The 22,301-nt window shown below is 70.7% G+C and carries 15 protein-coding genes; 6 read left to right on the top strand and 9 right to left on the bottom strand.

The genetic code is table 11. The annotated features are described in order from the left end of the window. The first annotated feature begins 80 nt into the window (after positions 1-80). Positions 81-647 (top strand): peptide deformylase, encoded by a 567-nt coding sequence (gene def, locus OGH68_RS04595; RefSeq protein ID WP_264242022.1) that lies wholly within the window; start codon positions 81-83, stop codon positions 645-647. 296 nt (positions 648-943) lie between these two features. Here the strand turns inward: def and OGH68_RS04590 are convergent, their stop codons facing one another. Beyond that, complete coding sequence (locus tag OGH68_RS04590; RefSeq protein ID WP_264242021.1) at positions 944-1,579, bottom strand: TetR/AcrR family transcriptional regulator; 636 nt, start codon at positions 1,577-1,579, stop codon at positions 944-946. A 165-nt stretch (positions 1,580-1,744) separates the two neighbouring features. Here OGH68_RS04590 and OGH68_RS04585 point away from each other — a divergent pair, with 165 nt between their 5' ends. Then, complete coding sequence (locus OGH68_RS04585) at positions 1,745-2,974, top strand: acyl-CoA dehydrogenase family protein (protein WP_264242020.1); 1,230 nt, start codon at positions 1,745-1,747, stop codon at positions 2,972-2,974. A 65-nt stretch (positions 2,975-3,039) separates the two neighbouring features. On the opposite strand, the gene OGH68_RS04580 is transcribed toward OGH68_RS04585, so the two are convergent. The 3 genes from OGH68_RS04580 to OGH68_RS04570 are packed head-to-tail and all read right to left on the bottom strand — an operon-like array spanning position 3,040 to position 6,967. Further along, positions 3,040-3,525: a glutathione peroxidase gene (locus tag OGH68_RS04580; RefSeq protein ID WP_264242019.1), complete on the bottom strand. Its 486-nt coding sequence runs from the start codon at positions 3,523-3,525 to the stop codon at positions 3,040-3,042. Positions 3,526-3,568: 43 nt separating this feature from the next. Continuing rightward, entirely contained in the window at positions 3,569-4,435 is an 867-nt protein-coding gene (locus OGH68_RS04575) for an acyl-CoA thioesterase (protein ID WP_264242018.1), read from the bottom strand. Between the two features lie 18 nt (positions 4,436-4,453). Next, positions 4,454-6,967 (bottom strand): DEAD/DEAH box helicase, encoded by a 2,514-nt coding sequence (locus tag OGH68_RS04570; protein ID WP_413470935.1) that lies wholly within the window; start codon positions 6,965-6,967, stop codon positions 4,454-4,456. Positions 6,968-7,087: 120 nt separating this feature from the next. On the opposite strand from OGH68_RS04570, the gene OGH68_RS04565 reads away from it, so the two are divergent. Next, a complete protein-coding gene (locus OGH68_RS04565; RefSeq protein WP_264242016.1) occupies positions 7,088-7,879 on the top strand; it encodes a metal-dependent hydrolase in 792 nt (263 codons plus the stop codon). A gap of 74 nt (positions 7,880-7,953) precedes the next feature. On the opposite strand, the gene OGH68_RS04560 is transcribed toward OGH68_RS04565, so the two are convergent. The 3 genes from OGH68_RS04560 to OGH68_RS04550 form a co-directional block, all read right to left on the bottom strand. Next, entirely contained in the window at positions 7,954-9,735 is a 1,782-nt protein-coding gene (locus OGH68_RS04560; protein WP_264242015.1) for an ABC transporter ATP-binding protein, read from the bottom strand. Further along, positions 9,732-11,594, bottom strand: a complete 1,863-nt coding sequence (locus OGH68_RS04555; RefSeq protein ID WP_264242014.1) for an ABC transporter transmembrane domain-containing protein — start codon at positions 11,592-11,594, stop codon at positions 9,732-9,734. Before OGH68_RS04555 ends, OGH68_RS04560 begins: the two co-directional genes overlap by 4 nt. Before the next feature lie 107 nt (positions 11,595-11,701). Beyond that, complete coding sequence (locus OGH68_RS04550; RefSeq protein WP_264242013.1) at positions 11,702-12,148, bottom strand: MarR family winged helix-turn-helix transcriptional regulator; 447 nt, start codon at positions 12,146-12,148, stop codon at positions 11,702-11,704. A gap of 61 nt (positions 12,149-12,209) precedes the next feature. On the opposite strand from OGH68_RS04550, the gene OGH68_RS04545 reads away from it, so the two are divergent. Together OGH68_RS04545 and mltG are read left to right on the top strand one after the other, a co-directional pair. Continuing rightward, on the top strand, positions 12,210-14,048 hold the full coding sequence (locus OGH68_RS04545; protein WP_413470934.1) for an ABC transporter ATP-binding protein: 1,839 nt from the start codon (positions 12,210-12,212) through the stop codon (positions 14,046-14,048). A gap of 113 nt (positions 14,049-14,161) precedes the next feature. Next, entirely contained in the window at positions 14,162-15,034 is an 873-nt protein-coding gene (gene mltG / locus OGH68_RS04540) for an endolytic transglycosylase MltG (protein ID WP_264242011.1), read from the top strand. A 27-nt stretch (positions 15,035-15,061) separates the two neighbouring features. On the opposite strand, the gene OGH68_RS04535 is transcribed toward mltG, so the two are convergent. Next, the gene (locus OGH68_RS04535) at positions 15,062-16,144 is read right to left on the bottom strand and encodes an NAD(P)/FAD-dependent oxidoreductase (protein WP_264242010.1); all 1,083 of its coding nucleotides are present in this window, start codon (positions 16,142-16,144) and stop codon (positions 15,062-15,064) included. A gap of 90 nt (positions 16,145-16,234) precedes the next feature. On the opposite strand from OGH68_RS04535, the gene OGH68_RS04530 reads away from it, so the two are divergent. After that, positions 16,235-16,657 carry a YjbQ family protein gene (locus tag OGH68_RS04530; protein WP_264242009.1) on the top strand — a complete coding sequence of 141 codons (423 nt, stop codon included), beginning with the start codon at positions 16,235-16,237 and terminating at the stop codon, positions 16,655-16,657. A gap of 9 nt (positions 16,658-16,666) precedes the next feature. On the opposite strand, the gene OGH68_RS04525 is transcribed toward OGH68_RS04530, so the two are convergent. Next, a complete protein-coding gene (locus tag OGH68_RS04525; protein ID WP_264242008.1) occupies positions 16,667-21,910 on the bottom strand; it encodes a family 43 glycosylhydrolase in 5,244 nt (1,747 codons plus the stop codon). Between the last annotated feature and the right edge of the window lie 391 nt (positions 21,911-22,301).

Here is a 22,301-nt window from a genome sequence, read left to right as displayed (position 1 = left end):
GCACCGTCGGAAAAGGTGGAGGTCACGCACGAAGCCGGGCGGGGGGTACGCGACCCTACGGGGAACGTACGCTTGGCGCCATGCGAAACCGGCTGATCCCCGGCAGTACCGGACGCGTCAGGCCCATGAGCCTGCTCGCGGACGCCGTACTGCACGCCCCCTGCGAGACCGTGACCGACTTCGGTCCCGGTCTCGCGGCACTCGTCGAGGACCTGTTCGCGACGATGTACGCGGCGCAGGGCGTCGGGCTCGCGGCGAACCAGGTCGGCGTGGGGCTGAAGGTCTTCGTCTACGACTGCCCCGACGACGAGGACGTCCGCCACCTCGGACACATCGTCAATCCCCGGCTGGTGGAAGCGGACGGCGTCACCGTCCGCGGCCCCGAGGGCTGCCTGTCCCTGCCGGGCCTGGAGGCCGGCACGGAACGCTTCGACCACGCGGTGGTGGAGGGCGTCACACGTGACGGCGAGCCGGTGCGGGTCGAGGGCACGGGATTCTTCGCGCGGTGCCTGCAGCACGAGTGCGACCACTTGGAGGGGCTGGTGTACGCGGACCGGCTGACGCCGTGGCGCCGGGCGCGGCTTGCGCGGGCGGCACGGAGGGCGTCGTGGGCGACGCCGGAGCGGGTGGCGCGGCTGAGCGGGTAGCGGGCGGGCGGGCCGCTGCGCGGGGCCTGTTCCCCTCCCCGTTCCTTCCCGCTGCACCGATGTGCGGCTCCGCCGCGTGGCGGGGCAAGCCCCGGGCCCCGGTACCGCGCTTCGCGCGGTGGCCTCAATCTCCCCCTGCGGCCTGGCGGCCATGGGTGGGGTACCTCCCACGCCGCCAGGCGTAGGGGGAGTACCCCCAGCCCCGCCGGCGATTGAGGCGGGGGGACCGGGGGCAGAGCCCCCGGTTTCGGGAAGGGGCGGGGAGGGGGCAAGCAGCGCTTGTGGGCGGGTTCCCGCTAGAACCCCGGACCGCCCACGCGGTCCTGCGCCGCGAACAGCCGCCCGCACAGCAGGTCCGTCAGGCTCTCCACCAACTCCGCCCGCGAACAGGGGCGTTCACCCAGCCACCAGTCACCCGCCGCGTGCATCATGCCGACGATGCCGTGGCCCCACACCCGTGCCACGAGATCGCCCGACGGCCCCAGGTCGACGCGTTCGGCGATCACCTTGCCCAGTTCCTCGCCGAGGCGGCGCAGCAGCGGCGCCGAGTGGCGGCCCACGTCGAAGCCCGCCTCCGAGGGCTGGCTGTCCTCCGCCGGGTGCATCAGGAAGCGGTACACCTGCGGACGCGCCTCGATCGCGGCGAGGTACGTGTCGAGCGTGCCGGCGACCCGCTCACGGCGGTCGACGTCCGCGTCGACCGCCACCTGAAGGGCCCTCAGCAGTGCGTCGGTGTGACGCTTGGCCAGTGCGCGGTAGAGCCCGCCCTTGTCGCCGAAGTGCCGGTAGAGGATGGGCTTGGTGATGCCGGCCTCGGCGGCGATGGCGTTCATGGAGGCCTGGGGGCCGTCCCGGAGCACTACCCGGTCGGCGGCCTCGAGGAGTTCCCGACGCCGCTGGTCCGCCGACCGCTGCTGTTGTGTGGTCTCCATGTGATTCTCCCCGCCCGGACGATTGCGTGACGCCTGCGCAACGTAACACCCTGCCGGTGCGCACACATGATCGGGCCATGGCTGGTTGACAGGGGCTACCAGTCGGTAACACACTTCTGTTACCGCAGGTAACATGCACGTCATCGCCGCACCGCTGGAGGGGACATGGCCGAGTTCACGCTCGATCTCAACGACGATCAGAAGCAGGTCCGTGACTGGTTGAACGGATTCGCCAGGGATGTCATGCGACCCGCTGCCGCCGAGTGGGACGAGCGTGAGGAGACCCCCTGGCCGGTCATCCAGGAAGCGGCCAAGATCGGAATCTACTCCCTCGACTTCTACGCCCAGCAGTTCTTCGACCCCACCGGCCTCGGTATCCCCATGACGATGGAAGAGCTGTTCTGGGGTGACGCCGGCATCGCACTGTCGATCGTCGGCACCGGACTCGCCGCCGTCGGCGTCATCGCCAACGGCACCGAGGAGCAGATCGGCACCTGGATCCCTCAGATGTACGGCGATGCCAACGATGTCAAGGTCGCGGCCTTCTGCTCCTCCGAGCCGGACGCCGGCTCCGACGTCGCCTCCATGCGCACCCGCGCCGTCTACGACGAGGCCAAGGACGAATGGGTCCTGAACGGCACCAAGACCTGGGCGACCAACGGCGGCATCGCCAATGTCCATGTCGTCGTGGCGGTCGTCGACCCCGAGCTGGGCTCCAAGGGCCACGCCTCGTTCATCGTCCCCCCGAGCACTCCCGGCCTGTCCCAGGGGCAGAAGTTCAAGAAGCACGGCATCCGCGCCTCCCACACCGCCGAGGTCGTCCTCGAGGACGTCCGCGTCCCCGGCAGCTGTCTGCTCGGCGGCAAGGCGAAGCTGGACGAGCGCCTCGCCAGGGCCCGCGAAAAGGCCAAGGCGGGCGGCGGGGACCGGGTGAAGAACGCCGCGATGGCCACCTTCGAGGCCTCCCGTCCGGCCGTCGGAGCCATGGCCGTCGGCACGGCCCGCGCCGCGTACGAGGTCGCGCTCGACTACGCGAAGACCCGCGAACAGTTCGGCCGCCCGATCATCGACAACCAGGGCGTCGCCTTCCAGCTCGCCGACATGCGCACCCGGATCGATGCCGCCCGACTGCTCGTCTGGCGCGCCTCCTGGATGGCGACCACCGGCAAGCCGTTCACCTCCGCCGAGGGCTCCATGTCGAAGCTGTTCGCCAGCGAGACGGCCAAGAAGGTCACCGGCCAGGCCATCCAGATCCTAGGCGGCAACGGCTACACCCGGGAGTACCCGGTGGAGCGCATGCACCGCGACGCCGCCATCTACACCATCTTCGAGGGCACCAGCGAGATCCAGCGCCTGGTGATTGCCCGCACCCTGGCGGGCATGCCCATCCGCTGACGACAGACGCCCGGCACGGCAGAAGGCTCCGGTTATGGACCGGAGCCTTCTGCCGCCCACCGGCCTCAGGCGGAGAGCAGTGCCTCGATCGCCGACAGCATCTCCGGGGAATCCGGCTCCGTACGCGGACGGAAGCGGGTGACCTCGCCCTGCGGGGAGATCAGGAACTTCTCGAAGTTCCACTGGACGTCGCCCGCCTCGCCCTCGGCGTCCGCGACCTTCGTGAGCTCCGCGTACAGCGGGTGACGGCCCTCGCCGTTCACGTCCGTCTTCTCCAGCAGCGGGAAGGACACCCCGTACGTCGCCGAACAGAACGTGGCGATCTCCTCCGGGCTGCCCGGCTCCTGGCCCGCGAACTGGTTGCAGGGCACGCCCAGCACCGTGAGACCCCGGTCGCCGAACTCCTTCTGCAGCCGCTCCAGGCCCGCGTACTGCGGCGTCAGCCCGCACTTGGACGCCACATTGACCACCAGGACCGCACGGCCCCGGTGGCCGGCGAGCGACGTCGGCTCACCGGACAGGGTGCGCAGCGGGATGTCGTACAGGCTCATCGAAACTCCTCAAAGGTCGTCGCCCCCGCGGCCGAACGGCCGCCTACACCGGCCGGAACAGGCCTTCCTGCACCACGGACACCAGCAGCCGGCCCTCACGGTCGTAGATCCGGCCCCGGGCCAGGCCGCGTCCGCCGGTCGAGATGGGCGACTCCTGATCGTAGAGGAACCACTCGTCGGCCCGGAACGGACGGTGGAACCACATGGCGTGGTCCAGCGACGCCATGTCGAACCCCCGACGCCCCCAGAGCGGCTCGACGGGAATCCTCACCGCGTCCAGCAGGGTCATGTCGCTCGCGTACGTCAGCGCGCAGGTGTGCACCAGCGGATCGTCGCCCAGCGGGCCCACCGCGCGCATCCACACCGCGCTGCGCGGGTCCGCGTCCTTGATCTCGTCCGCCGTCCAGCGCAGCCGGTCGACGTAACGGATGTCGAACGGCTGCCGGCGGGCCATCCGCTCCAGCGCCTCCGGCAGCTCCCCGAGGTGTTCCCGGATCTCGGTCGCCACCGTGGGCAGCGACTCGGGCGCCGGGAAGTCGAGCCGCGGCGGCAGCTGGTGCTCGATGCTGCCGGGCTCCGGGCGGTGGAAGGACGCCGTCAGGTTGAAGATGGTGCGCCCCTCCTGCACGGCCGTGACGCGGCGGGTCGTGAACGAGCGGCCGTCCCTGACCCGTTCGACCTGGTACACGATCGGCACCCCGGGGTGCCCGGGACGGAGGAAGTACGCGTGCAGCGAGTGCACCGGACGCTCGCCGTCCGTCGTCCGGCCCGCGGCGACCAGAGCCTGACCGGCCACCTGGCCGCCGAAGACCCGCTGGAGCGACTCGTTGGGGCTGAGCCCCCGGAAGATGTTGAGCTCGATCTGCTCCAGGTCGAGCAGATCGACCAGACGCTCGGCCGGATTCGTCATCCTTGAGTCCTCTTCCTCTCAGAGCTGGCCGACGGACGTGACCCGCACGACCGCCCGGCCCTCCTCGTCGGAGGCAGCCAGATCGACCTCCGCGCTGATACCCCAGTCATGGTCGCCGTTCGGGTCGGCGAAGGTCTGCCGCACACGCCACAGGCCGTGCGCCGGATCCTCCTCGATGGCCAGGAGCTTCGGGCCGCGGGCGTCGGGGCCGGTGCCCAGGTCGTCGTACTCGTCCCAGTACGCGTCCATCGCCTCGCCCCACGCATCCTCGTCCCAGCCGGACTCGGCGTCCATCTCGCCCAGTGCGCCGACCTGGTCGAGGGCCGCCAGCTCCACCCGGCGGAACATCGCGTTGCGGACCAGCACCCGGAACGCGCGGGCGTTCGCCGTGACCGGCTTGACCTGGTCCGCCTTCTCCTGTGCCTCCTCCGCGGTCTCCACCTCGGGGTTGGCCAGCTGCTCCCACTCGTCCAGCAGGCTGGAGTCGACCTGGCGCACCATCTCGCCCAGCCAGGCGATCAGGTCCTCCAGGTCCTCCGTCTTCAGATCGTCCGGGATGGTGTGGTCCAGCGCCTTGTACGCGCTCGCCAGATAACGCAGCACAATGCCCTCGGTGCGGGCCAGCTCGTACCAGGACGTGAACTCCGTGAACGTCAGCGCCCGTTCGTACATGTCCCGGATCACGGACTTCGGCGAGACCGGGTGGTCACCGACCCACGGGTGCGACTTCTTGTAGACGTTGTACGCGTGCCACAGCAGCTCCTCCAGCGGCTTCGGGTACGAGATGTCCTGGAGCCGCTCCATGCGCTCCTCGTACTCGACACCGTCCGCCTTCATCCTGCCGACCGCCTCGCCCCTGGCCTTGTTCTGCATGGCGGCGAGAATCTGGCGCGGATCGTCCAGCGTCGACTCGACGACCGAGACCATGTCCAGGGCGTACGACGGGGACTCCGGGTCCAGCAGGTCGAAGGCGGCGAGCGCGAACGTCGACAGCGGCTGGTTGAGCGCGAAGTCCTGCTGGAGATCGACCGTGAGCCGGATCGTGCGGCCCTCCGCGTCGGGCTCGTCCAACTGCTCCACCACTCCGCCGTCGAGCAGCGAGCGGTAGATGGCGATGGCGCGGCGGATGTGGCGCAGCTGCGCCTTGCGCGGCTCGTGGTTGTCCTCGAGGAGGTGGCGCATGGCCTCGAAGGCGTTCCCCGGCCGGGCGATCACCGAGAGCAGCATGATGTTCGTGACCCGGAAACGGGAGGTCAGCGGCTCCGGCTCGGACGCGATCAGCTTCTCGAACGTGGTGTCCGACCATGCGACGAAGCCCTCGGGCGCCTTCTTCCTGACCACCTTGCGGCGCTTCTTCGGGTCGTCACCGGCCTTCGCGAGCGCCTTCTCGTTCTCGATGACGTGCTCGGGCGCCTGCGCGACGACCAGGCCCGCCGTGTCGAAGCCCGCCCGGCCGGCCCGGCCGGCGATCTGGTGGAACTCGCGTGCCCGCAGGGTCCGCACCCGGCTGCCGTCGTACTTGGTGAGCGCCGTGAACAGCACCGTACGGATGGGGACGTTGACGCCGACGCCCAGCGTGTCCGTGCCGCAGATGACCTTCAGCAGGCCGGCCTGCGCGAGCTTCTCCACCAGCCGGCGGTACTTGGGCAGCATGCCCGCGTGGTGAACGCCGATGCCGTGCCGCACGTAGCGGGACAGGTTCTTGCCGAACTTCGTGGTGAAGCGGAAGTTGCCGATCAGCTCGGCGATCCTGTCCTTCTCCTCGCGCGAGCACATGTTGATGCTCATCAGCGACTGTGCCCGCTCCACTGCCTGCGCCTGCGTGAAGTGCACGATGTAGACGGGGGCCTGCTTGGTCTCGAGCAGCTCGGTGAGCGTCTCGGTGATGGGCGTCAGCCGGTACTCGTACGACAGCGGCACCGGACGCGTAGCCGAGCGGACCACGGAGGTGGGGCGGCCGGTGCGGCGCGTCAGGTCCTTCTCGAACATCGACACGTCGCCGAGCGTCGCCGACATGAGGAGGAACTGCGCCTGCGGCAGTTCCAGGATCGGGATCTGCCAGGCCCAGCCACGGTCCGGTTCCGCGTAGAAGTGGAACTCGTCCATCACGACCTGGCCGACGTCGGCGTGCCTGCCGTCCCGCAGGGCGATCGAGGCCAGCACCTCGGCGGTGCAGCAGATGACCGGGGCGTCCGCGTTCACGGACGCGTCGCCCGTCAGCATGCCCACGTTCTCCGTGCCGAACAGCTTGCACAGGTCGAAGAACTTCTCCGAGACCAGTGCCTTGATCGGCGCTGTGTAGAACGTGACCTTGTCGGCTGCCAGCGCCGCGAAGTGCGCGCCCGCCGCGACCAGGCTCTTTCCCGAACCGGTCGGGGTGGAAAGGACCACGTTGGCCCCTGAGACCACCTCGATCAGCGCCTCCTCCTGAGCCGGATAGAGCGTGATGCCCTGCCCCTGCGCCCATGAGGAGAAGGCGTCGAAGAGAGCATCGGGGTCGGCGGTCGGCGGCAGCTGATCGATAAGGGTCACACCCCCATCTTGCCTGTCCGTACCCCGGATCAGGGAACCGGGCGAGAACGGCAAGATCACGACCGATACGCTGCCCTGTCAACTGGGGTTCGACACAACAGCAATGGGGCGGGAACGCACATGATGGGACCGGCGCACTCTCTGTCCGGGGCGGCTGCCTGGCTGGGGGTGGGCGCGGCGACGGCCGCCGCCGGGCACCCGATGCCGTGGCCCGTCCTCGTCGTAGGAGCACTGATCTGCGCGGGCGCGGCGCTGGCGCCCGACCTCGACCACAAGGCGGCGACGATCTCGCGGGCCTTCGGGCCCGTGTCGCGCACGCTGTGCGAGATCGTGGACAAGCTGTCCTACGCGGTCTACAAAGCGACGAAGAAACAGGGAGACAGCCGTCGGACCGGCGGGCACCGGACCCTGACCCACACCTGGCTCTGGGCGGTCCTCATCGGCGCGGGCGCCTCCGCCCTGGCGATCTTCGGCGGGCGGTGGGCGGTCCTCGCGATCCTCTTCGTCCACATGGTGCTCGCCGTCGAGGGCCTGCTGTGGCGGGCCGCGCGGGTCTCCAGCGACATCCTGGTCTGGCTGCTCGGCGCCACCAGCGCGTGGATCCTGGCGGGCGTCCTCGACAAGCCGGGCAACGGCGCGGACTGGCTCTTCACCGCGCCCGGCCAGGAGTACCTGTGGCTCGGCCTCCCCATCGTCCTCGGCGCCCTCGTCCACGACATCGGCGACGCCCTCACCGTCTCCGGCTGCCCGATCCTGTGGCCGATCCCGGTCGGCAACAAGCGCTGGTACCCGATAGGCCCGCCCAAGCCGATGCGCTTCCGGGCCGGCAGCTGGGTGGAGCTGAAGGTCCTCATGCCGGCGTTCATGCTCCTGGGGGGCGTGGGCGGAGCGGCGGCACTGAACTTCATCTGACACGGGTCGGGGGGCAACCCGGACCGGGCCACGCCCGGAAACGTGGCCCGGCAGGCCGCCCGCCCAAGGTGACGTCAGCCGTGCCAGGACCGCCACAGCGCCGCGTACGCGCCCTTGGCCGCCACCAGCTCGTCGTGGCTGCCGAGCTCGCTGATCCGGCCGTTCTCCACCACCGCGATCACATCCGCGTCGTGCGCCGTGTGCAGGCGGTGTGCGATCGCCACGACCGTGCGGCCGTCCAGCACCCGCGACAGCGAACGTTCCAGGTGGCGTGCCGCCCGCGGGTCGAGGAGCGAGGTGGCCTCGTCCAGGACGAGCGTGTGCGGGTCCGCCAGGACCAGGCGGGCCAGCGCGATCTGCTGGGCCTGGGCCGGGGACAGGGTGACGCCGCCCGAACCGACCTCCGTGTCCAGGCCGCCGTCCAGCGCCCGCGCCCACCCGTCCGCGTCGACCGCGCCGAGTGCCGTCCACAGCTCCGCGTCGTCGGCGGACGCGCGTGCCAGCAGCAGATTGTCGCGGAGCGAGCCGACGAACACGTGGTGCTCCTGGTTGACGAGCGCCACATGCTCCCGTACCCGTTCCGCCGGCATACGGGAGAGTTCCGCGGCGCCGAGTGTGATCTGACCGGTGCGCGGGGCGTAGATGCCCGCGAGCAGCCTGCCGAGGGTGGACTTGCCGGCGCCGGACGGGCCGACGAGGGCCAGCCGGGTGCCGGGCGGCACGTCCATCGAGACGCGGTGCAGCACGTCGACACCCTCGCGGTACCCGAAGTGCACCTCGTCGGCGCGGACGTCCCGGCCGTCGGGCCGCAGCCGCTCGTCGCCCGCCTCCGGTTCGATCTCCCGCACGCCAACCAGCCGCGCCAGGGACACCTGGGCCACCTGGAGCTCGTCGTACCAGCGCAGGATCAGGTTCACCGGCTCGACCATCATCTGGGCGATGAGCGCGCCCGTGGTGAGCTGGCCGACACCGATCCAGCCCTGGAGCACGAACACGCCGCCGATCATCAGCACGGACGCGAGGACGGTCGAGTGGGTGAGGTTGATGACGGGGAAGAGGCCCGAGCGGAGGAACAGCGTGTAGCGCTCCCACGCCGTCCACTCCTTGATCCGCCGGTCGGAGAGCGCCACCCGGCGTGCCCCGAGCCGGTGGGCCTCGACCGTGCGGCCCGCGTCGACGGTCTCCGCGAGTGCCGCAGCCACGGCCGCGTACCCGGCGGCCTCCGAGCGGTAGGCCGACGGCGCCCGCTTGAAGTACCAGCGGCAGCCTACGACCAGCAGTGGCACCGCGACCAGCACGGTGGGCGCGAGCGGTGGAGCGGTCACGGTGAGCCCGCCGAGGAGCAGCACGATCCAGAAGACGCCGATCGTCAGCTGGGGCACGGCTTCTCGCATCGCGTTGGCGAGGCGGTCGATGTCCGTGGTGATACGGGAGAGCAGGTCGCCCGTACCGGCCCGTTCGAGCACGCCCGGCGGCAGTCCGACCGAGCGGACGAGGAAGTCCTCGCGCAGGTCGGCGAGCATCCGTTCGCCCAGCATCGCCCCGCGCAGCCGCACGAGCCGGACGAACAGGGCCTGGACGACGAGTGCTCCCGCGAACAGGGCGACGGTGCGCTCCAGATGGAGGTCGCGGGCGCCGTCCGCCGCCTTCTCCACGAGGGAACCGAGCAGCCACGGTCCGGTCATCGAGGCGACGACGGCGACCGTGTTCACCGCCACCAGGATCACGAAGGCCCTGCGGTGCCGGCGTAGGAGCTCGCCCACATAGGCACGGACGGTCGCCGGCGTGCCCACGGGCAGCTGGGTCGCCGTGCGCAGGGCGGCCGGATCGTACTCCGGCGGCGCCAGGCCGATCATGATGTCTCCTCGATGTCGTCGGTGCCGGCCTTGCCGAAGGCGGCTTCCGGGGCCCCGCGTGGGGCTCCGACGAGCTGCTGCTCCGCCTCGGTCTCGCGGGTCACGACGGCGCGGTACCGGGGCTCGATGTGCAGCAGTTCACGGTGCGTGCCGACGGCCGCGGCCCTGCCCTCGTGGACCAGGACCACCCGATCGGCGCGGTCGAGCAGCAGCGGCGACGAGGTGAACACCACCGTGGTGCGGCCCTCGCGCAGTTTCCGCACGCCGTCGGCGATCTTCGCCTCCGTGTGCGAGTCGACGGCGGACGTCGGCTCGTCGAGGACCAGCACCTGCGGGTCGGTGACCAGCGAGCGGGCGAGCGCGAGCCGCTGCCGCTGACCGCCGGACAGGGAGCGGCCGCGCTCGGTGATCGGCGCGCCCATGGGGTCGTCGTCCAGCGACGCCTGCGACAGCGCGTCGAGCACGTCGCCGCACTCCGCCGCGGCCAGTGCCCGGTCGGGGGCGACGGCTCCGGAGGCCGGCACGTCGAGCAGCTCCGTGAGGGTGCCCGAGAGCAGCACCGGGTCCTTGTCCTGGACCAGGACTGCCGCACGGGCCCGTTCCAGCGGCTGTTCGTCCAGTGCGACGTCGCCGAGGAGCACGGACGGCAGGCCGTCCGGCTCCGTCGGGTGGCCGCCGAGCCGTTCGGCGAGCCTGCCTGCCGTGTCGGGGTCGCCGCAGACGACGGCGGTGAGCGATCCGGCGGGCACGAGCAGGCCGCTGGCCGGGTCGTACATGTCCCCCTTCAGCACCCTGTCCGGCGTGTCCGCGCCGTCCGTTTCTTCCGGAACGGCGCCGTCCTGTGTGTCCGGCGCGGCGCCCGTGTCCCGTTCGAGCGAGAGCACCCGGGCGGCCCGCCGGGCCGAGGGCCGGGAGAAGGAGTACGCCATGGCGATCTCCTCGAAGTGCCGCAGCGGATAGCTCAGGAGCATCACCGCGCTGTAGACGGTGACCAGTTCACCGACCGTGATCCGGCCGTCCCTGACGAGCCCGAGCCCGTGCCAGACGACCGCGATCAGCAGCAGACCCGGCAGCAGCACCTGAACCGCGGTGATGACCGACCACATACGGGCGCTGTGGACGGCGGCCGTGCGCACCTCCTGCGAGGCGCGTCGGTAGCGCGTCAGGAAGAGCTCCTCGCCGCCGATGCCGCGCAGGACCCGCAGACCGGCGACGGTGTCGGACGCGAGCTCGGTGGCGCGGCCCGCCTTCTCCCGCTGGATGTCGGCGAGTTCGGTCGCCCGGGGAAGCAGCGGCAGCACACCCAGGGCCAGCACCGGTACGCCGACGGCGACGACGACCCCCAGGGCGGGCTGGTAGATCACCAGGCCGACGCAGACGATCACGACGGTGAGGGCGGCGGCGAGGAAACGCGAGACCACCTCCACGAACCAGCCGATCTTCTCCACGTCGCCGGTGGAGACCGCGACCACCTCACCGGCGGCGACCCGCCGGGTGAGCGCGGAGCCCAGCTCAGCGCTCTTGCGGATGAGCAGCTGCTGCACCCGCGCTGCGGCGGTGATCCAGTTGGTGACGGCCGTGCGGTGCAGCATGGTGTCGCCGAGCGCGATGCACACGGCCGCGACGGCGAGCGTCCCGCCCGCCACGGCGAGAGAACCGCCGGAGCCGTCCACGACGGCCTGGACCGCCAGACCGGTCCCGTAGGGCAGTGCCATGACGGAGACGAAGTGGAGCATCCCCCAGGACAGCGAGCGGAGTTGGCCGCTTCGCTGACGGCGGCCGAGCCACAGGAGGAACGCCGGCCCCGACCGGGCGTCCGGCAGACCGGGATCGACATACGGAAGGTCGCGAATCTGCATGATGTCCCAGATCGTCGGAGGGCGGCACAGATGTCCAACCCTCCCGCTCCGGTATCGGTGGCGGCAAACGATTTACTCCGGGCCCCCGCCCGGGGTCCATGGTCCGGTCAGCAGTGCGGCCCCGGGCTGTCGACCAGGGTGGTGAGCAGGCCGGCGAGCACCTCGCGCTGCTCGGCGGTGAGCGGGGCCAGTACGTCCTCCGCCGCTGCCCGGCGCGCGTCCCGCAGGGTGCGCAGGGTGGCGCGGCCGGTGTCGGTCAACTCGATACGGGTCACCCTGCGGTTCGTCGGATCCGGCACCCGGCGGACCCGGCCCCCCGCTTCGAGTCCGTCGACCAGACTCGTCACGGCCCGTGGGACCACCTCGAGACGCTCCGCCAGATCAGCCATACGGGGCGGTTCTTCGTAGTGCGCGACGGTGCGCAGCAGCCGTGACTGCGCGGGGGTGATCGCTATGTCGGCCGATTCGAGCTGGCGCTTCTGGCTGCGGTGGAGCCGACGGGTCAGCCGGAGCAGCTGCTCGGCCAGCAGGCCGTCGGCGTCGGGGGTGCTCATAAGGGAACAATATCAGGACCTTGTTCATTGTGAATACAGGTAACAATGAGCTAAGCTCCCCATGCTCGTACCACGCTGCCCGAGGAGACCGTTGCGGCCCGAACACATCACCTGGACACCACCTCCCAAGGACCCGGACCAGCCGCCCGCCGAGGTGCGGCGGATCCTGCGGCTCTTCAGGCCCTACCGCGGCCGGCTCGCCGTCGTGGGTCTGCTCGTCGGCGCCTCGTCGCTGGTCTCCGTCGCCTCGCCGTTCCTGCTGCGCGAGATCCTGGACACGGCGATCCCGCAGGGCCGGACCGGACTGCTCAGCCTGCTCGCCCTCGGGATGATCGCCACGGCAGTGATGACCAGCGTCTTCGGTGTGCTCCAGACGCTGATCTCCACCACCGTGGGCCAACGCGTCATGCACGACCTGCGCACCGCGGTCTACGCCCGGTTGCAGCGCATGCCGCTCGCCTTCTTCACCAGGACGCGCACCGGCGAGGTCCAGTCGCGCATCGCCAACGACATCGGCGGCATGCAGGCGACCGTGACCTCGACGGCCACCTCCCTGGTCTCCAACCTCACGGCGGTCGTCGCCACCGTCGTCGCGATGCTCGCGCTGGAATGGCGACTCACCGTGGTCTCACTGGCCCTGCTGCCGCTGTTCGTCTGGATCAGCCGCCGGGTCGGCCGTGAGCGGAAGAAGATCACCACACAGCGGCAGAAGCAGATGGCCGCCATGGCGGCCACCGTCACCGAGTCCCTGTCCGTCAGCGGCATCCTCCTCGGCCGCACGATGGGCCGGGCAGACTCCCTCACCACGGCCTTCGCCGCGGAGTCGGAGCGCCTCGTCGACCTCGAGGTGCGCTCCAGCATGGCCGGCCGCTGGCGGATGTCGACGATAGGGATCGTCATGGCCGCCATGCCCGCCCTGATCTACTGGGCGGCCGGCTTCGCGCTGAAGACCGGAGGGCCCGCGATCTCCATCGGCACGCTCGTCGCCTTCGTCTCGCTGCAGCAGGGCCTGTTCAGGCCCGCGGTGAGCCTGCTCTCCACCGGGGTGCAGGTGCAGACCTCGCTCGCCCTCTTCCAGCGGATCTTCGAATACCTCGATCTTCCCGTCGAGATCACCGAGCCCGCCGAGCCGGTGCCGCTCGACAGGATCCGGGGCGAAGTCCGTTTCGAGAAGGTGGAATTCGCCTACGATCCGGCGCAGGAGCGCCCCACCCTCGACGGCATCGATCTCACCGTCCCCGCCGGGGGCTCGCTCGCGGTGGTCGGCCCGACCGGCTCCGGCAAGTCCACCCTCAGCTATCTGGTCCCCCGGCTGTACGACGTCACCGGCGGGCGGGTCACCATCGACGGTGTCGACGTGCGGGACCTGGACTTCGAGACACTCGCGCGTGCCGTCGGGGTCGTCTCCCAGGAGACGTACCTCTTCCATGCCTCCGTCGCCGACAATCTGCGCTTCGCCAAGCCGGAGGCCACGGCGGAGGAGATCGAGGCGGCCGCCCGTGCCGCGCAGATCCACGACCACATCGCCTCCCTGCCGGACGGATACGACACCCTGGTCGGCGAGCGGGGGTACCGGTTCTCCGGCGGCGAGAAGCAGCGGCTCGCCATCGCCCGAACCATCCTGCGCGACCCGCCGGTCCTCATCCTCGACGAGGCCACCAGTGCCCTGGACACCCATACCGAACACGCGGTGCAGCAGGCCCTCGAGTCCCTCTCCCGTGGCCGCACCACCATCACCATCGCCCACCGGCTCTCCACCGTCAGGAACGCGGACCGGATCGTCGTGCTCGCCGCCGGCCGCACGGCCGAGTACGGCACCCACCGGCAGCTCCTCGAACAGGGCGGCCGCTATGCCGCCCTGGTGCGCCGGGACCCCCAGCCGGCCCCCGTCGCCCCCTGAGGCGAGCAATCGCACGGGCGTTCGCTGTTCGTGACGGGGTGGATCCGACCGAATGCCGTGTCGCCGCCTGCCGGTTCCCGGAACGGCGTACGACAGCGGGCTAGCGTGCGCGTATGACGAACGAGCCCCCGACGCCGGAACGGCCCGGACGCCGACCCCGCCTGACGCGCCGTGGGCGGCTCGTGCTGTTGACGAGCGCCCTCGTCACGGCGGCGGCCGCGCTTCTGGTGCCGTTGCTGACCCCGGAGCCGCAACAGCGGCACCGCCCGCCTCCACCGGCCCCGAAGACACTGGTCGTTCCGGAGGGCCGGCGCGCCACACAGGTGTACGCCGCCGTCGACAAGGCCCTGGGAGTCGCCGCCGGCACCACGAGAAGGGTGGCCGGCACGGCGAAACTGAATCTCCCCGCCGCTGCCGGCGGAGATCCGGAGGGCTATCTCTTCCCGGCCACCTATCCCGTCGTCGACGGGAAGACGACCCCGGCGAGCCTCCTCGGCTTCATGGTCGACACCGCCAACCAGCGCTTCGGCACCGAGCGCGTCACCAGCGGCGCCCGCCGCCTCGGCCTGACGCCGCATCAGGCGGTGAACGTCGCCAGCATCGTGCAGGCGGAGGCGGACACGGCCGACGACATGGGCAAGGTCGCCCGTGTCATCCAGAACCGGCTCGCCCGGGGCATGCCGCTGCAGATGGACTCGACCATCAACTACGCGCTCGGCCGCAGCACCCTGGACACCACGACCGCCGACACCCGGCTGGAGAGCCCGTACAACACCTACGAGCGCCAAGGGCTGCCGCCCAGCCCGATCGCCAACCCGGGGGAGGAGGCGATGCACGCGGCGGTCGCCCCGCCGCCGGGCGACTGGCTCTACTTCGTGACGGTGCGACCGGGCGACACCCGCTTCACCGGCAGCTACGAGGAGCACCAGCGGAATGTCGCGGAGTTCAACGCCGCCCGTGCCGAGGACCGCGCCGGCGGCGGCTGACGGGTCGTGCGGCAGAGCGGGCGCGCGTCAGACCAGCGCCGGTTCCTGCGCCAGCAGTCGGCGGATCTCCCGTACGGCGGCCCGGCCGGCCCGGTTGGCGCCGATCGTCGAGGCCGAAGGTCCGTAACCGACGAGGTGTACACGGGCGTCGCGCACGGCCCGGGTGCCTTCGAGCCGGATGCCGCCACCCGGCTCACGCAGGCCCAGCGGAGCGAGATGGCCGATCACCGGCCGGAAGCCGGTCGCCCAGAGGATCACATCAGCGTCCACGGTCCGTCCGTCGTCCCAGGCCACTCCCGTCGTCGTGACCCGGTCGAACATCGGCAGCCGGTGCAGCACCCCGGACTCCCGGGCCCGCCGGACCGCGTCGGTCAGCGGCAGGCCCGTCACGGAGACGACGCTCCGCGGCGGCAGCCCGCGCCGTACGCGCTCCTCCACCAGCGCGACCGCCGCGCGGCCCGCGTCCTCGTCGAACGGCCCTTCGCGGAACACCGGGGGCCGCCGCGTCACCCAGGTCGTCGCGGCCGCCACCTCGGCGATCTCCATCAGATGCTGCGTGCCCGACGCCCCGCCGCCGACGACGACCACCCGCTGGTCCGCGAACGCCGCCGGGCCGGGGTAGTGGGCGGTGTGCAGCTGACGGCCGCGGAAGGTTGCCTGGCCGGGACTGCGCGGCCAGAACGGCCGGTCCCACGTTCCCGTCGCGTTGATCAGGGCGCGGGCCTGCCAGACCCCCTCCGAGGTCTCCACGGCCAGCCGTCCGCCGTCCCCCTCACGGACCGCGGCCACCCGGACCGGGCGGTGCACCCGCAGGTCGAACCGCTCCTCGTAGGCGGCGAAATACGCGCCGATCACCTCCGAGGAGGGTCGCGTGTCGTCGGCGCCCGTCAGTTCCATGCCCGGCAGGGCGCGCATGCCGTGCACCTTGCCGTACGTGAGCGACGGCCAGCGGAACTGCCACGCGCCGCCGGGCCGGGGGGAGTGGTCCAGCACCACGAAGTCCCGGTCCGGCACCAGACCGGCGCGCCGCAGATGGTGGGCGCCGGACAGGCCGGCCTGCCCGGCGCCGACGACCACCACGTCCACTTCCCGAGCCACAAAGTCGTTCACGCTTCTACCAACCGGGTGAGCGGCGCGGTTCTTCCCGCAGCGCCGCACGGTCACGGAGCCCTGCGGACCCTAGGACGAGAGGATGGGGCCATGCCCGGAACCTTCACCACCACGACCGTGACCATCAGCACCGGCTCGGACGAGACGGTCACCGACCTGACCGACGCCTGCGAGCGCTTCCTCAGGGAGAACGCGGACGGCGCCGACGGCCTCCTCAACCTCTTCGTCCCGCATGCGACGGCGGGCATCGCCGTCATCGAGACCGGAGCCGGCAGCGACGACGACCTGCTGGCCGCGCTGCACACCCTGCTGCCCGCCGACGACCGCTGGCAGCACCGCCACGGCAGCCCGGGCCACGGCCGGGACCATGTACTGCCGGCCCTCGTCCCGCCGCACGCGACACTCCCCGTGATCGGCGGCAGGCTGGAACTCGGCACCTGGCAGTCCGTGTGCCTGGTCGACACCAACAAGGACAACCCCGACCGTCAGGTCCGCCTGAGTTTCCTGGGCTGACCGAGCCGATCAGGATCGCCCCGGGACGGCTGCCCCGAGCCTGATGCCCTTCGTGGCGCTGCCGGTGGCGTTGTCGTAGAGCACGTCTCCCGTGGACTTCTTCCAGATCCTGATGCGGAAGGTGTCCGGCGCGTCGGTGACGGTGATACGGAAGCCGTAGCCACCCGTTCCGTCGACCGTGCCGGAGCCCTGGTAGTGGGCTTCGGAGCCGGTGACGACCAGCCAGTCCGAAGAGGTGGAACGGAACTTCAGCTTGCCGGCCCCGAAGCGGAAGGCGGCCTCACCGGAGGGAACCGTGTCGCCCTTTTCGTACCGGGCGGCGAAGGAGAAGGCCGCGTTCCCGGACAGGCCGGGCTCGGCGGAGTAGGCGCCCGCAGGAGAGGCGATGACGCCGTGGCCGGTCGCGGGGCCCGCCGTACGGTCGTGGACGATCAGCTCGGGGAGCCGGGCGCTGACGGAGGCGCCGTCGTCGTCGGTGACCGTGATCACCGGACGGTGGATGCCGGCCGCGGTGTACGTGTGGTGCGCCTCGCAGACGGAGCCGGTGACCGTGCCGGGCGCCGGGTCCGTGCCGTCCTCCCAGTCCACCAGGCAGCTCTGGGTGTCCCCGGAGCCCGCGTCGGTGACGTGTGCGCTGACGACCGCCCGCCGGCCGGCCGGGACCGGCGCGCTCGGGCCCGTGGCGGAGGTGATCACCGGGGCCGCGTTGTCCAAGGTCACGGTGAGCGTGTCGCTCCCGCGGCCACCGGTCAGCCTCAACTCGTACGTACCGTCGTCGGTGCAGGTGACCGAGGTCAGGAGGGCCCCGGGGTCGGCGACGGCGCAGGGCGCTCCGTCCTCGACCGTCCACGTCGGTCCGCCGGCCCCCGAGAGGGTGCCGGAGACGCCGATCGCGCCGCCCTCGGTGCCCCGGGCGTCCGGACCGGCGCGGACGACGGTGACCGGGGCGATGCTCGTCAGCGTCGGAACGACCTTCTTGATCAGACCCTCGGCATCGAACTCCAGCTTGTCGACGGTGATTTCGCGGTGGGTGCCGTCACCGCCGGGGACGGCGAATCGGTGGTAGGCGATGTACCAGTCGTCGGTGTTCGGCACCCGGACGACCGCGTGGTGGCCGGGGCCCTTGATCCCCAGGGAGAGGTCCTTCTCCAGGATCACGCCGCGCTCGGTCCAGGGGCCCGTGGGCGAGGAGCCGGTCGCGTAGGCGACGCGGTAGTTCTCGTCTCGGGTGTCGTTCTCCGACCACATGAAGTAGTAGGTGCCGTTGCGCTTGATGACGAAGGTGCCCTCCCTGTATCCGCTGGGAGTGATGTCGGTGACCTTCGACGTGTCGAAGGAGACCATGTCGTCGTTCAGCGGGACGACGTACGCCCTGCCGTTGCCCCAGTAGAGGTACGGCGTGCCGTCGTCGTCGGTGAAGACCGCCGGGTCGATCATCTGGCCCGGGTACTGGCTGGCCTTCAGCAGCGGCTTGCCCAGCGCGTCCTTGAACGGGCCGGTCGGCGAGTCGGACACCGCGACACCGATGTTCGCGTCGGCGCAGAAGTAGAAGTAGTACTTCCCGTTCCGCTCCTCGATCGCCGGCGCCCATGCCCTGCTGTCGGCCCAGCCGACATCGGGACCCAGGTCGAGGATGACGCCGTGATCCTTCCAGTGGACGAGGTCGGTGGAGGAGTAGGCCTTGAACCGTGTGCCGCTCCAGCCCGGGAAGCCGTCGGTGGTCGGATACATGTAGAAGGTGTCGCCGAACCGCGCGATGTCCGGGTCGGCGTTGAGCCCCGGCAGTACCGGGCTCTTCATTTCGAGGGCCCTGACGGTCCAGGTGCGCTTCTTGCCGTCGGAGCCGGTGACCTCGTACGTCACGGGCTCGGTGAAGTTGTGGAGCGTGCCGGAGGCGGGGCTGATGGAGGCGCCGTGGGCGAGGGTGAACTCCGGTGCCAGGGAGGTGAGATCGCTGCCCTCCGCCAGCGGAAGGGTGATCCGGCCGGCCGCGTTGTCGACGAGGGCGTCGACCTTCAGTTCGGGATGGGCCGCCGCCGCGACGCCGGTGGTGTTTCCGCTGAGTGCGAGCACCTCGGTGGCCGACAGGGCCCGGTTGTAGATCCGGAAGTCGTCGACCTCGCCGCCGAAGTACGGGTCCGGGGAGTAGAGGGACTTGCCGATGTGGCCCGAATAGCCCTTCGAGGCATCGTAGAGTTCGGATGGCTTGACGGTGACCCCCGTCGCCCGGGCCGCCTCGACGCCGTCCACGTAGAGGACCGCCGTGCCGGCCGGCCCGTCCACGGTGACGGTGACGTGCTGCCACCGGTCCGGGGTGAGCGGGGAGCCCGCGGTCAGCTTCCTCTCGCCCGACCAACTGGCCTGCGTGATCGCCGAGAAGAGTTTGCCGCTGCCGTTGGACGGTGAGGCGAAGAGGTACTTGTCGCTGTCCGGGCCGAGGCCGAAGAGCCACTGGAAGCTGTCCCCGCCCTTCCACTTGACGTGGGTGGAGACGGTGACGCTGTCGGCCCCCTTCAGGACGCCGTTCGGGATTCGCACGTACGGCGCGGTGGTGGAAGCGGCGGTGCCGCCGGACATACGGAAGGATCCGCCGTCGACACCGGTGCCGAAGCCGGGCGTGCGGACGTACGTGCCGTGGAAGCCGTGGCCGCTGGAGTCACGGGCGATGCTGCCGCCGGTCTCGTCGAAGGCATAGCGCAGGAGCAGGTCGGCGGGGACCTCGGGGCCTTCCGTCGAGACCGTGACCCGGGCGTGGACCTTCAGCGCGGCGCCGTCGGGCAGGCTGCCGGTCACCGTGAAGGTCCCGGCCTGCGCGTACGCCGAGGCCGGGACGGCGTCCCAGGCCACGGCGACGGGCCGCTCGACGCCGTCGGCGTACGCGGCGATCACCGTTCCCGGCAGCACCGGGGCGTCACCGACGGCCGTCGTCACGGAGACGGATTCGGCGGATTCGACGAGCTGGTCCGGCTGATAGGCGCGCAGCAGCCGGTCGTACTCGCGCTGTGTCACCGGCAGGACCGTGCCGTGGCGGGGCTCGGCCGGAAGGTCGTAACCGGTGGACGGGGTCCAGATGCCCGAGTCGAGATCGGTCGACTCGAACGGGAGGTAGCCGCGGCCCCCGAACTCGTCGAGGAAGAGGTACCACTTCTCCTCGGTGTTGGACTTGAAGACCAGCGGCCCCTCGGCGGCGCTCATCGCCCCTTTGCCGATGCCCTCGGCGACGAAGTTGTAGGAGAGGTCGAGGATCGAGTCGCTCTTCTCCGCGAAGATGAACTTGCTGTACGGGGTGGAGGAGGTGTTGTTCCGCTCGTCCTTCGAGAAGCGGTGGTACCGGCCGTCGTGCTCGATCATCGTCGAGTCGATGACCGAGTATCCGCGGTCGATCCAGACCTTGGGCTCGCTGAAGGTGCGGAAGTCGCGGGTGGTGGCGTACATCATGCGGTTGTACGTGTTGCCGGTGTGCTCTGCGTTGTCGTACAACTTCGACGCCCAGAAGACCACGTACGAGCCGAGCTCCTCGTCGTAGAAGGCTTCCGGCGCCCAGGTGTTGCCGGCCGCGTCGGGCGAGACCTCGACGAGGCGCTGGTCGGTCCAGTGGACCAGGTCGGTGGACTCCCAGACCATGATGGACCTGCTGCCGGTGCGCTGGGCGGCGTCCCAGTCGCCGTTGCCGTAGATCCGCAGGTCGGTGGCTATCTGGTAGAACTTGTCGCCCTCGGGGGAGCGGATGATGAACGGGTCGCGCAGGCCCTTCTCGCCGAGTGTGGAGGTGAGGACGGGCTTGCCGTCGTTCAACTCCCGCCACCGCAGAGGGTCGTTGCCCTTACTGAGCGCGGTGTAGAGCTGCTCGCCGTCGGCGGTGCCCTCGCCGGTGAAATAGCTGAACATATAGCCCTTGAGGGCTTCCCGGGCCGGCAGTTCGGGCACCTTGGCGGTCAGGACGCGGGTCGCCTCGGCCTCGCCCTTGGTGACGGTCGCGGTCAGTTCGACGGTGGTGCCGCCGGCGCCGTGCGAGGGGCGGTGGACCACACCGTCGGCGGAGACGACGTCCGGCTTCGCCGAGGACCAGGTGATGTGCGTGCCGTAAGCGCCGCTCGTGGGCAGCGTGAGGTTGCCGCGTACGTCGTCGATGTCGTGGACGGTCAGCGCCCTGGCCGCCTCCTCGGCGGCGGTGGCGTCGTCGAATGCGGCGGGGACCGTGATGTCGAAGGTCTTGGTGTCGGTCACTGATCCCTTTCTCAGCGTCGCGGTGAGCCGCGCGCGGCCGTCCGGTTCACCAGCGGCCGGGCGGGTCACGGCGCCGGTGGCCGACACCACGGAGGGCGCGTCGCTCACCCAGGTGATCGCGGAACCGCCTGCCGTGCCGGTGGCCGGCAGCGTCAGGTCGGAGACGACGGCGCCGGTGTCGCCGAGGCTGAGAGCGGCCTTGTCGTCGGCGACCCCTCGAGTGGCGACGGGGAGGGAGAGCTGCTCGACCTCCGGGCCGGCCAGCGCGCGGTCGTACACCCGGAAGTCGCGGATGCGGCCCTTGAAGAGCTTGTCGCCGGGGTACACCGACTTGCCGATGTGGTTGGCGGTGGTGATCCCGGAGCCGATGGAGCCAGGGGTGAGGGTGAGGGCCGTGTTGCGGGCCACCTCCACGCCGTCCTCGTAGAGCACGCCCGTGGAGCCGGTCTGGGTGTAGGTGACGTGCTTCCAGGCGGAGCGGGTCAGGGCGTGTCCCGGGGAGGGCTGGGTGGTCTGCTCCGTCGACCAGTTGCCGGAGGCGACCGAGGTGCGGAAGTTGTTTCCGGTCGTGAAGAGGTAGCCGTTGCCTGCGGTGCCACTGGTATTGCCGAAGCCGTAGAGGAAGTACGGGGTGGCCTGGGCCGCGTCGATCCGGACGTCCATCGAGACGGTGATCGTGGCCATGCCGCTCAGGATGTTGTCCGGCATCTTGACGAAGGTGTCGGAGCCGTTGAAGCCCAGTCCCTCGCCGGTGCCGGACCAGTCGGCGGTGCCGTTGACCGTACCGTCGCGGCTGTTGCCGGAGGCGTCGGTCACGGTGGTGCCGGAGGTGCCGGAGGGGGCGTCGAGCTTGTACCAGAGAGCCAGCCCTTCGGTGATCTTTGAACTGCCGGTGGTCTCCGCGCGCTCCGCCGCGTGGGCGGGAGCGGCGGGGCCGGTGAGGCCCAGGAGGATCGACGCGGCGGCGAGTCCGGCGAGATGCCCGGCCCGCCGTTGCGCGCGGCTGTGTGGTCGAGCGAATTGCATCGTTTCAATTTCCCTTGCTGAGGGGGCTCAGGGGCTGAGGGGGAGTCGAGGGCGAATCGGAACATCGGGGAACCGGAGAACCGGAAATGGGACGGCAGGGCTGCCGGGAGCGGGGTGCCCTGCCGTTTCGGCTGTGTGACGTCGCGTTGCGCGAGTGTCGATCGGCGCCGAGCGCAGCGTCAAGGGGCGGAGGGAAATGTGCGACGGGTCGGACGACATGTTCGGCGGGTCGTCAAGAGCCGCAGACAGGGCGTGTGTTGATGCCCTGTTCGACGCGTCGGACCACGTCGCCCGGTGAGTTCACGGTCTCCTTCACGTGATGCGTCACCCGATGGCGGTCCTGTCGGAACCGAACCTGTCGGAACCGTTGACGCGTACAGGTTGCGTGCCT

This window comes from Streptomyces peucetius, assembly GCF_025854275.1.
Classification (GTDB): domain Bacteria; phylum Actinomycetota; class Actinomycetes; order Streptomycetales; family Streptomycetaceae; genus Streptomyces; species Streptomyces peucetius_A.
This window is presented reverse-complemented; position numbering and strand designations above follow the sequence as displayed.

Coding starts and splice junctions, on each gene's coding strand:
- OGH68_RS04545 (WP_413470934.1), top strand. CDS start 12,210: ATGCTCGTACCACGCTGCCCGAGGAGACCGTTGCGGCCCGAACACATC.
- def (WP_264242022.1), top strand. CDS start 81: ATGCGAAACCGGCTGATCCCCGGCAGTACCGGACGCGTCAGGCCCATG.
- OGH68_RS04525 (WP_264242008.1), bottom strand. CDS start 21,910: ATGCAATTCGCTCGACCACACAGCCGCGCGCAACGGCGGGCCGGGCAT.
- OGH68_RS04585 (WP_264242020.1), top strand. CDS start 1,745: ATGGCCGAGTTCACGCTCGATCTCAACGACGATCAGAAGCAGGTCCGT.
- mltG (WP_264242011.1), top strand. CDS start 14,162: ATGACGAACGAGCCCCCGACGCCGGAACGGCCCGGACGCCGACCCCGC.
- OGH68_RS04575 (WP_264242018.1), bottom strand. CDS start 4,435: ATGACGAATCCGGCCGAGCGTCTGGTCGATCTGCTCGACCTGGAGCAG.
- OGH68_RS04580 (WP_264242019.1), bottom strand. CDS start 3,525: ATGAGCCTGTACGACATCCCGCTGCGCACCCTGTCCGGTGAGCCGACG.
- OGH68_RS04590 (WP_264242021.1), bottom strand. CDS start 1,579: ATGGAGACCACACAACAGCAGCGGTCGGCGGACCAGCGGCGTCGGGAA.
- OGH68_RS04530 (WP_264242009.1), top strand. CDS start 16,235: ATGCCCGGAACCTTCACCACCACGACCGTGACCATCAGCACCGGCTCG.
- OGH68_RS04560 (WP_264242015.1), bottom strand. CDS start 9,735: ATGATCGGCCTGGCGCCGCCGGAGTACGATCCGGCCGCCCTGCGCACG.
- OGH68_RS04565 (WP_264242016.1), top strand. CDS start 7,088: ATGATGGGACCGGCGCACTCTCTGTCCGGGGCGGCTGCCTGGCTGGGG.
- OGH68_RS04555 (WP_264242014.1), bottom strand. CDS start 11,594: ATGCAGATTCGCGACCTTCCGTATGTCGATCCCGGTCTGCCGGACGCC.
- OGH68_RS04550 (WP_264242013.1), bottom strand. CDS start 12,148: ATGAGCACCCCCGACGCCGACGGCCTGCTGGCCGAGCAGCTGCTCCGG.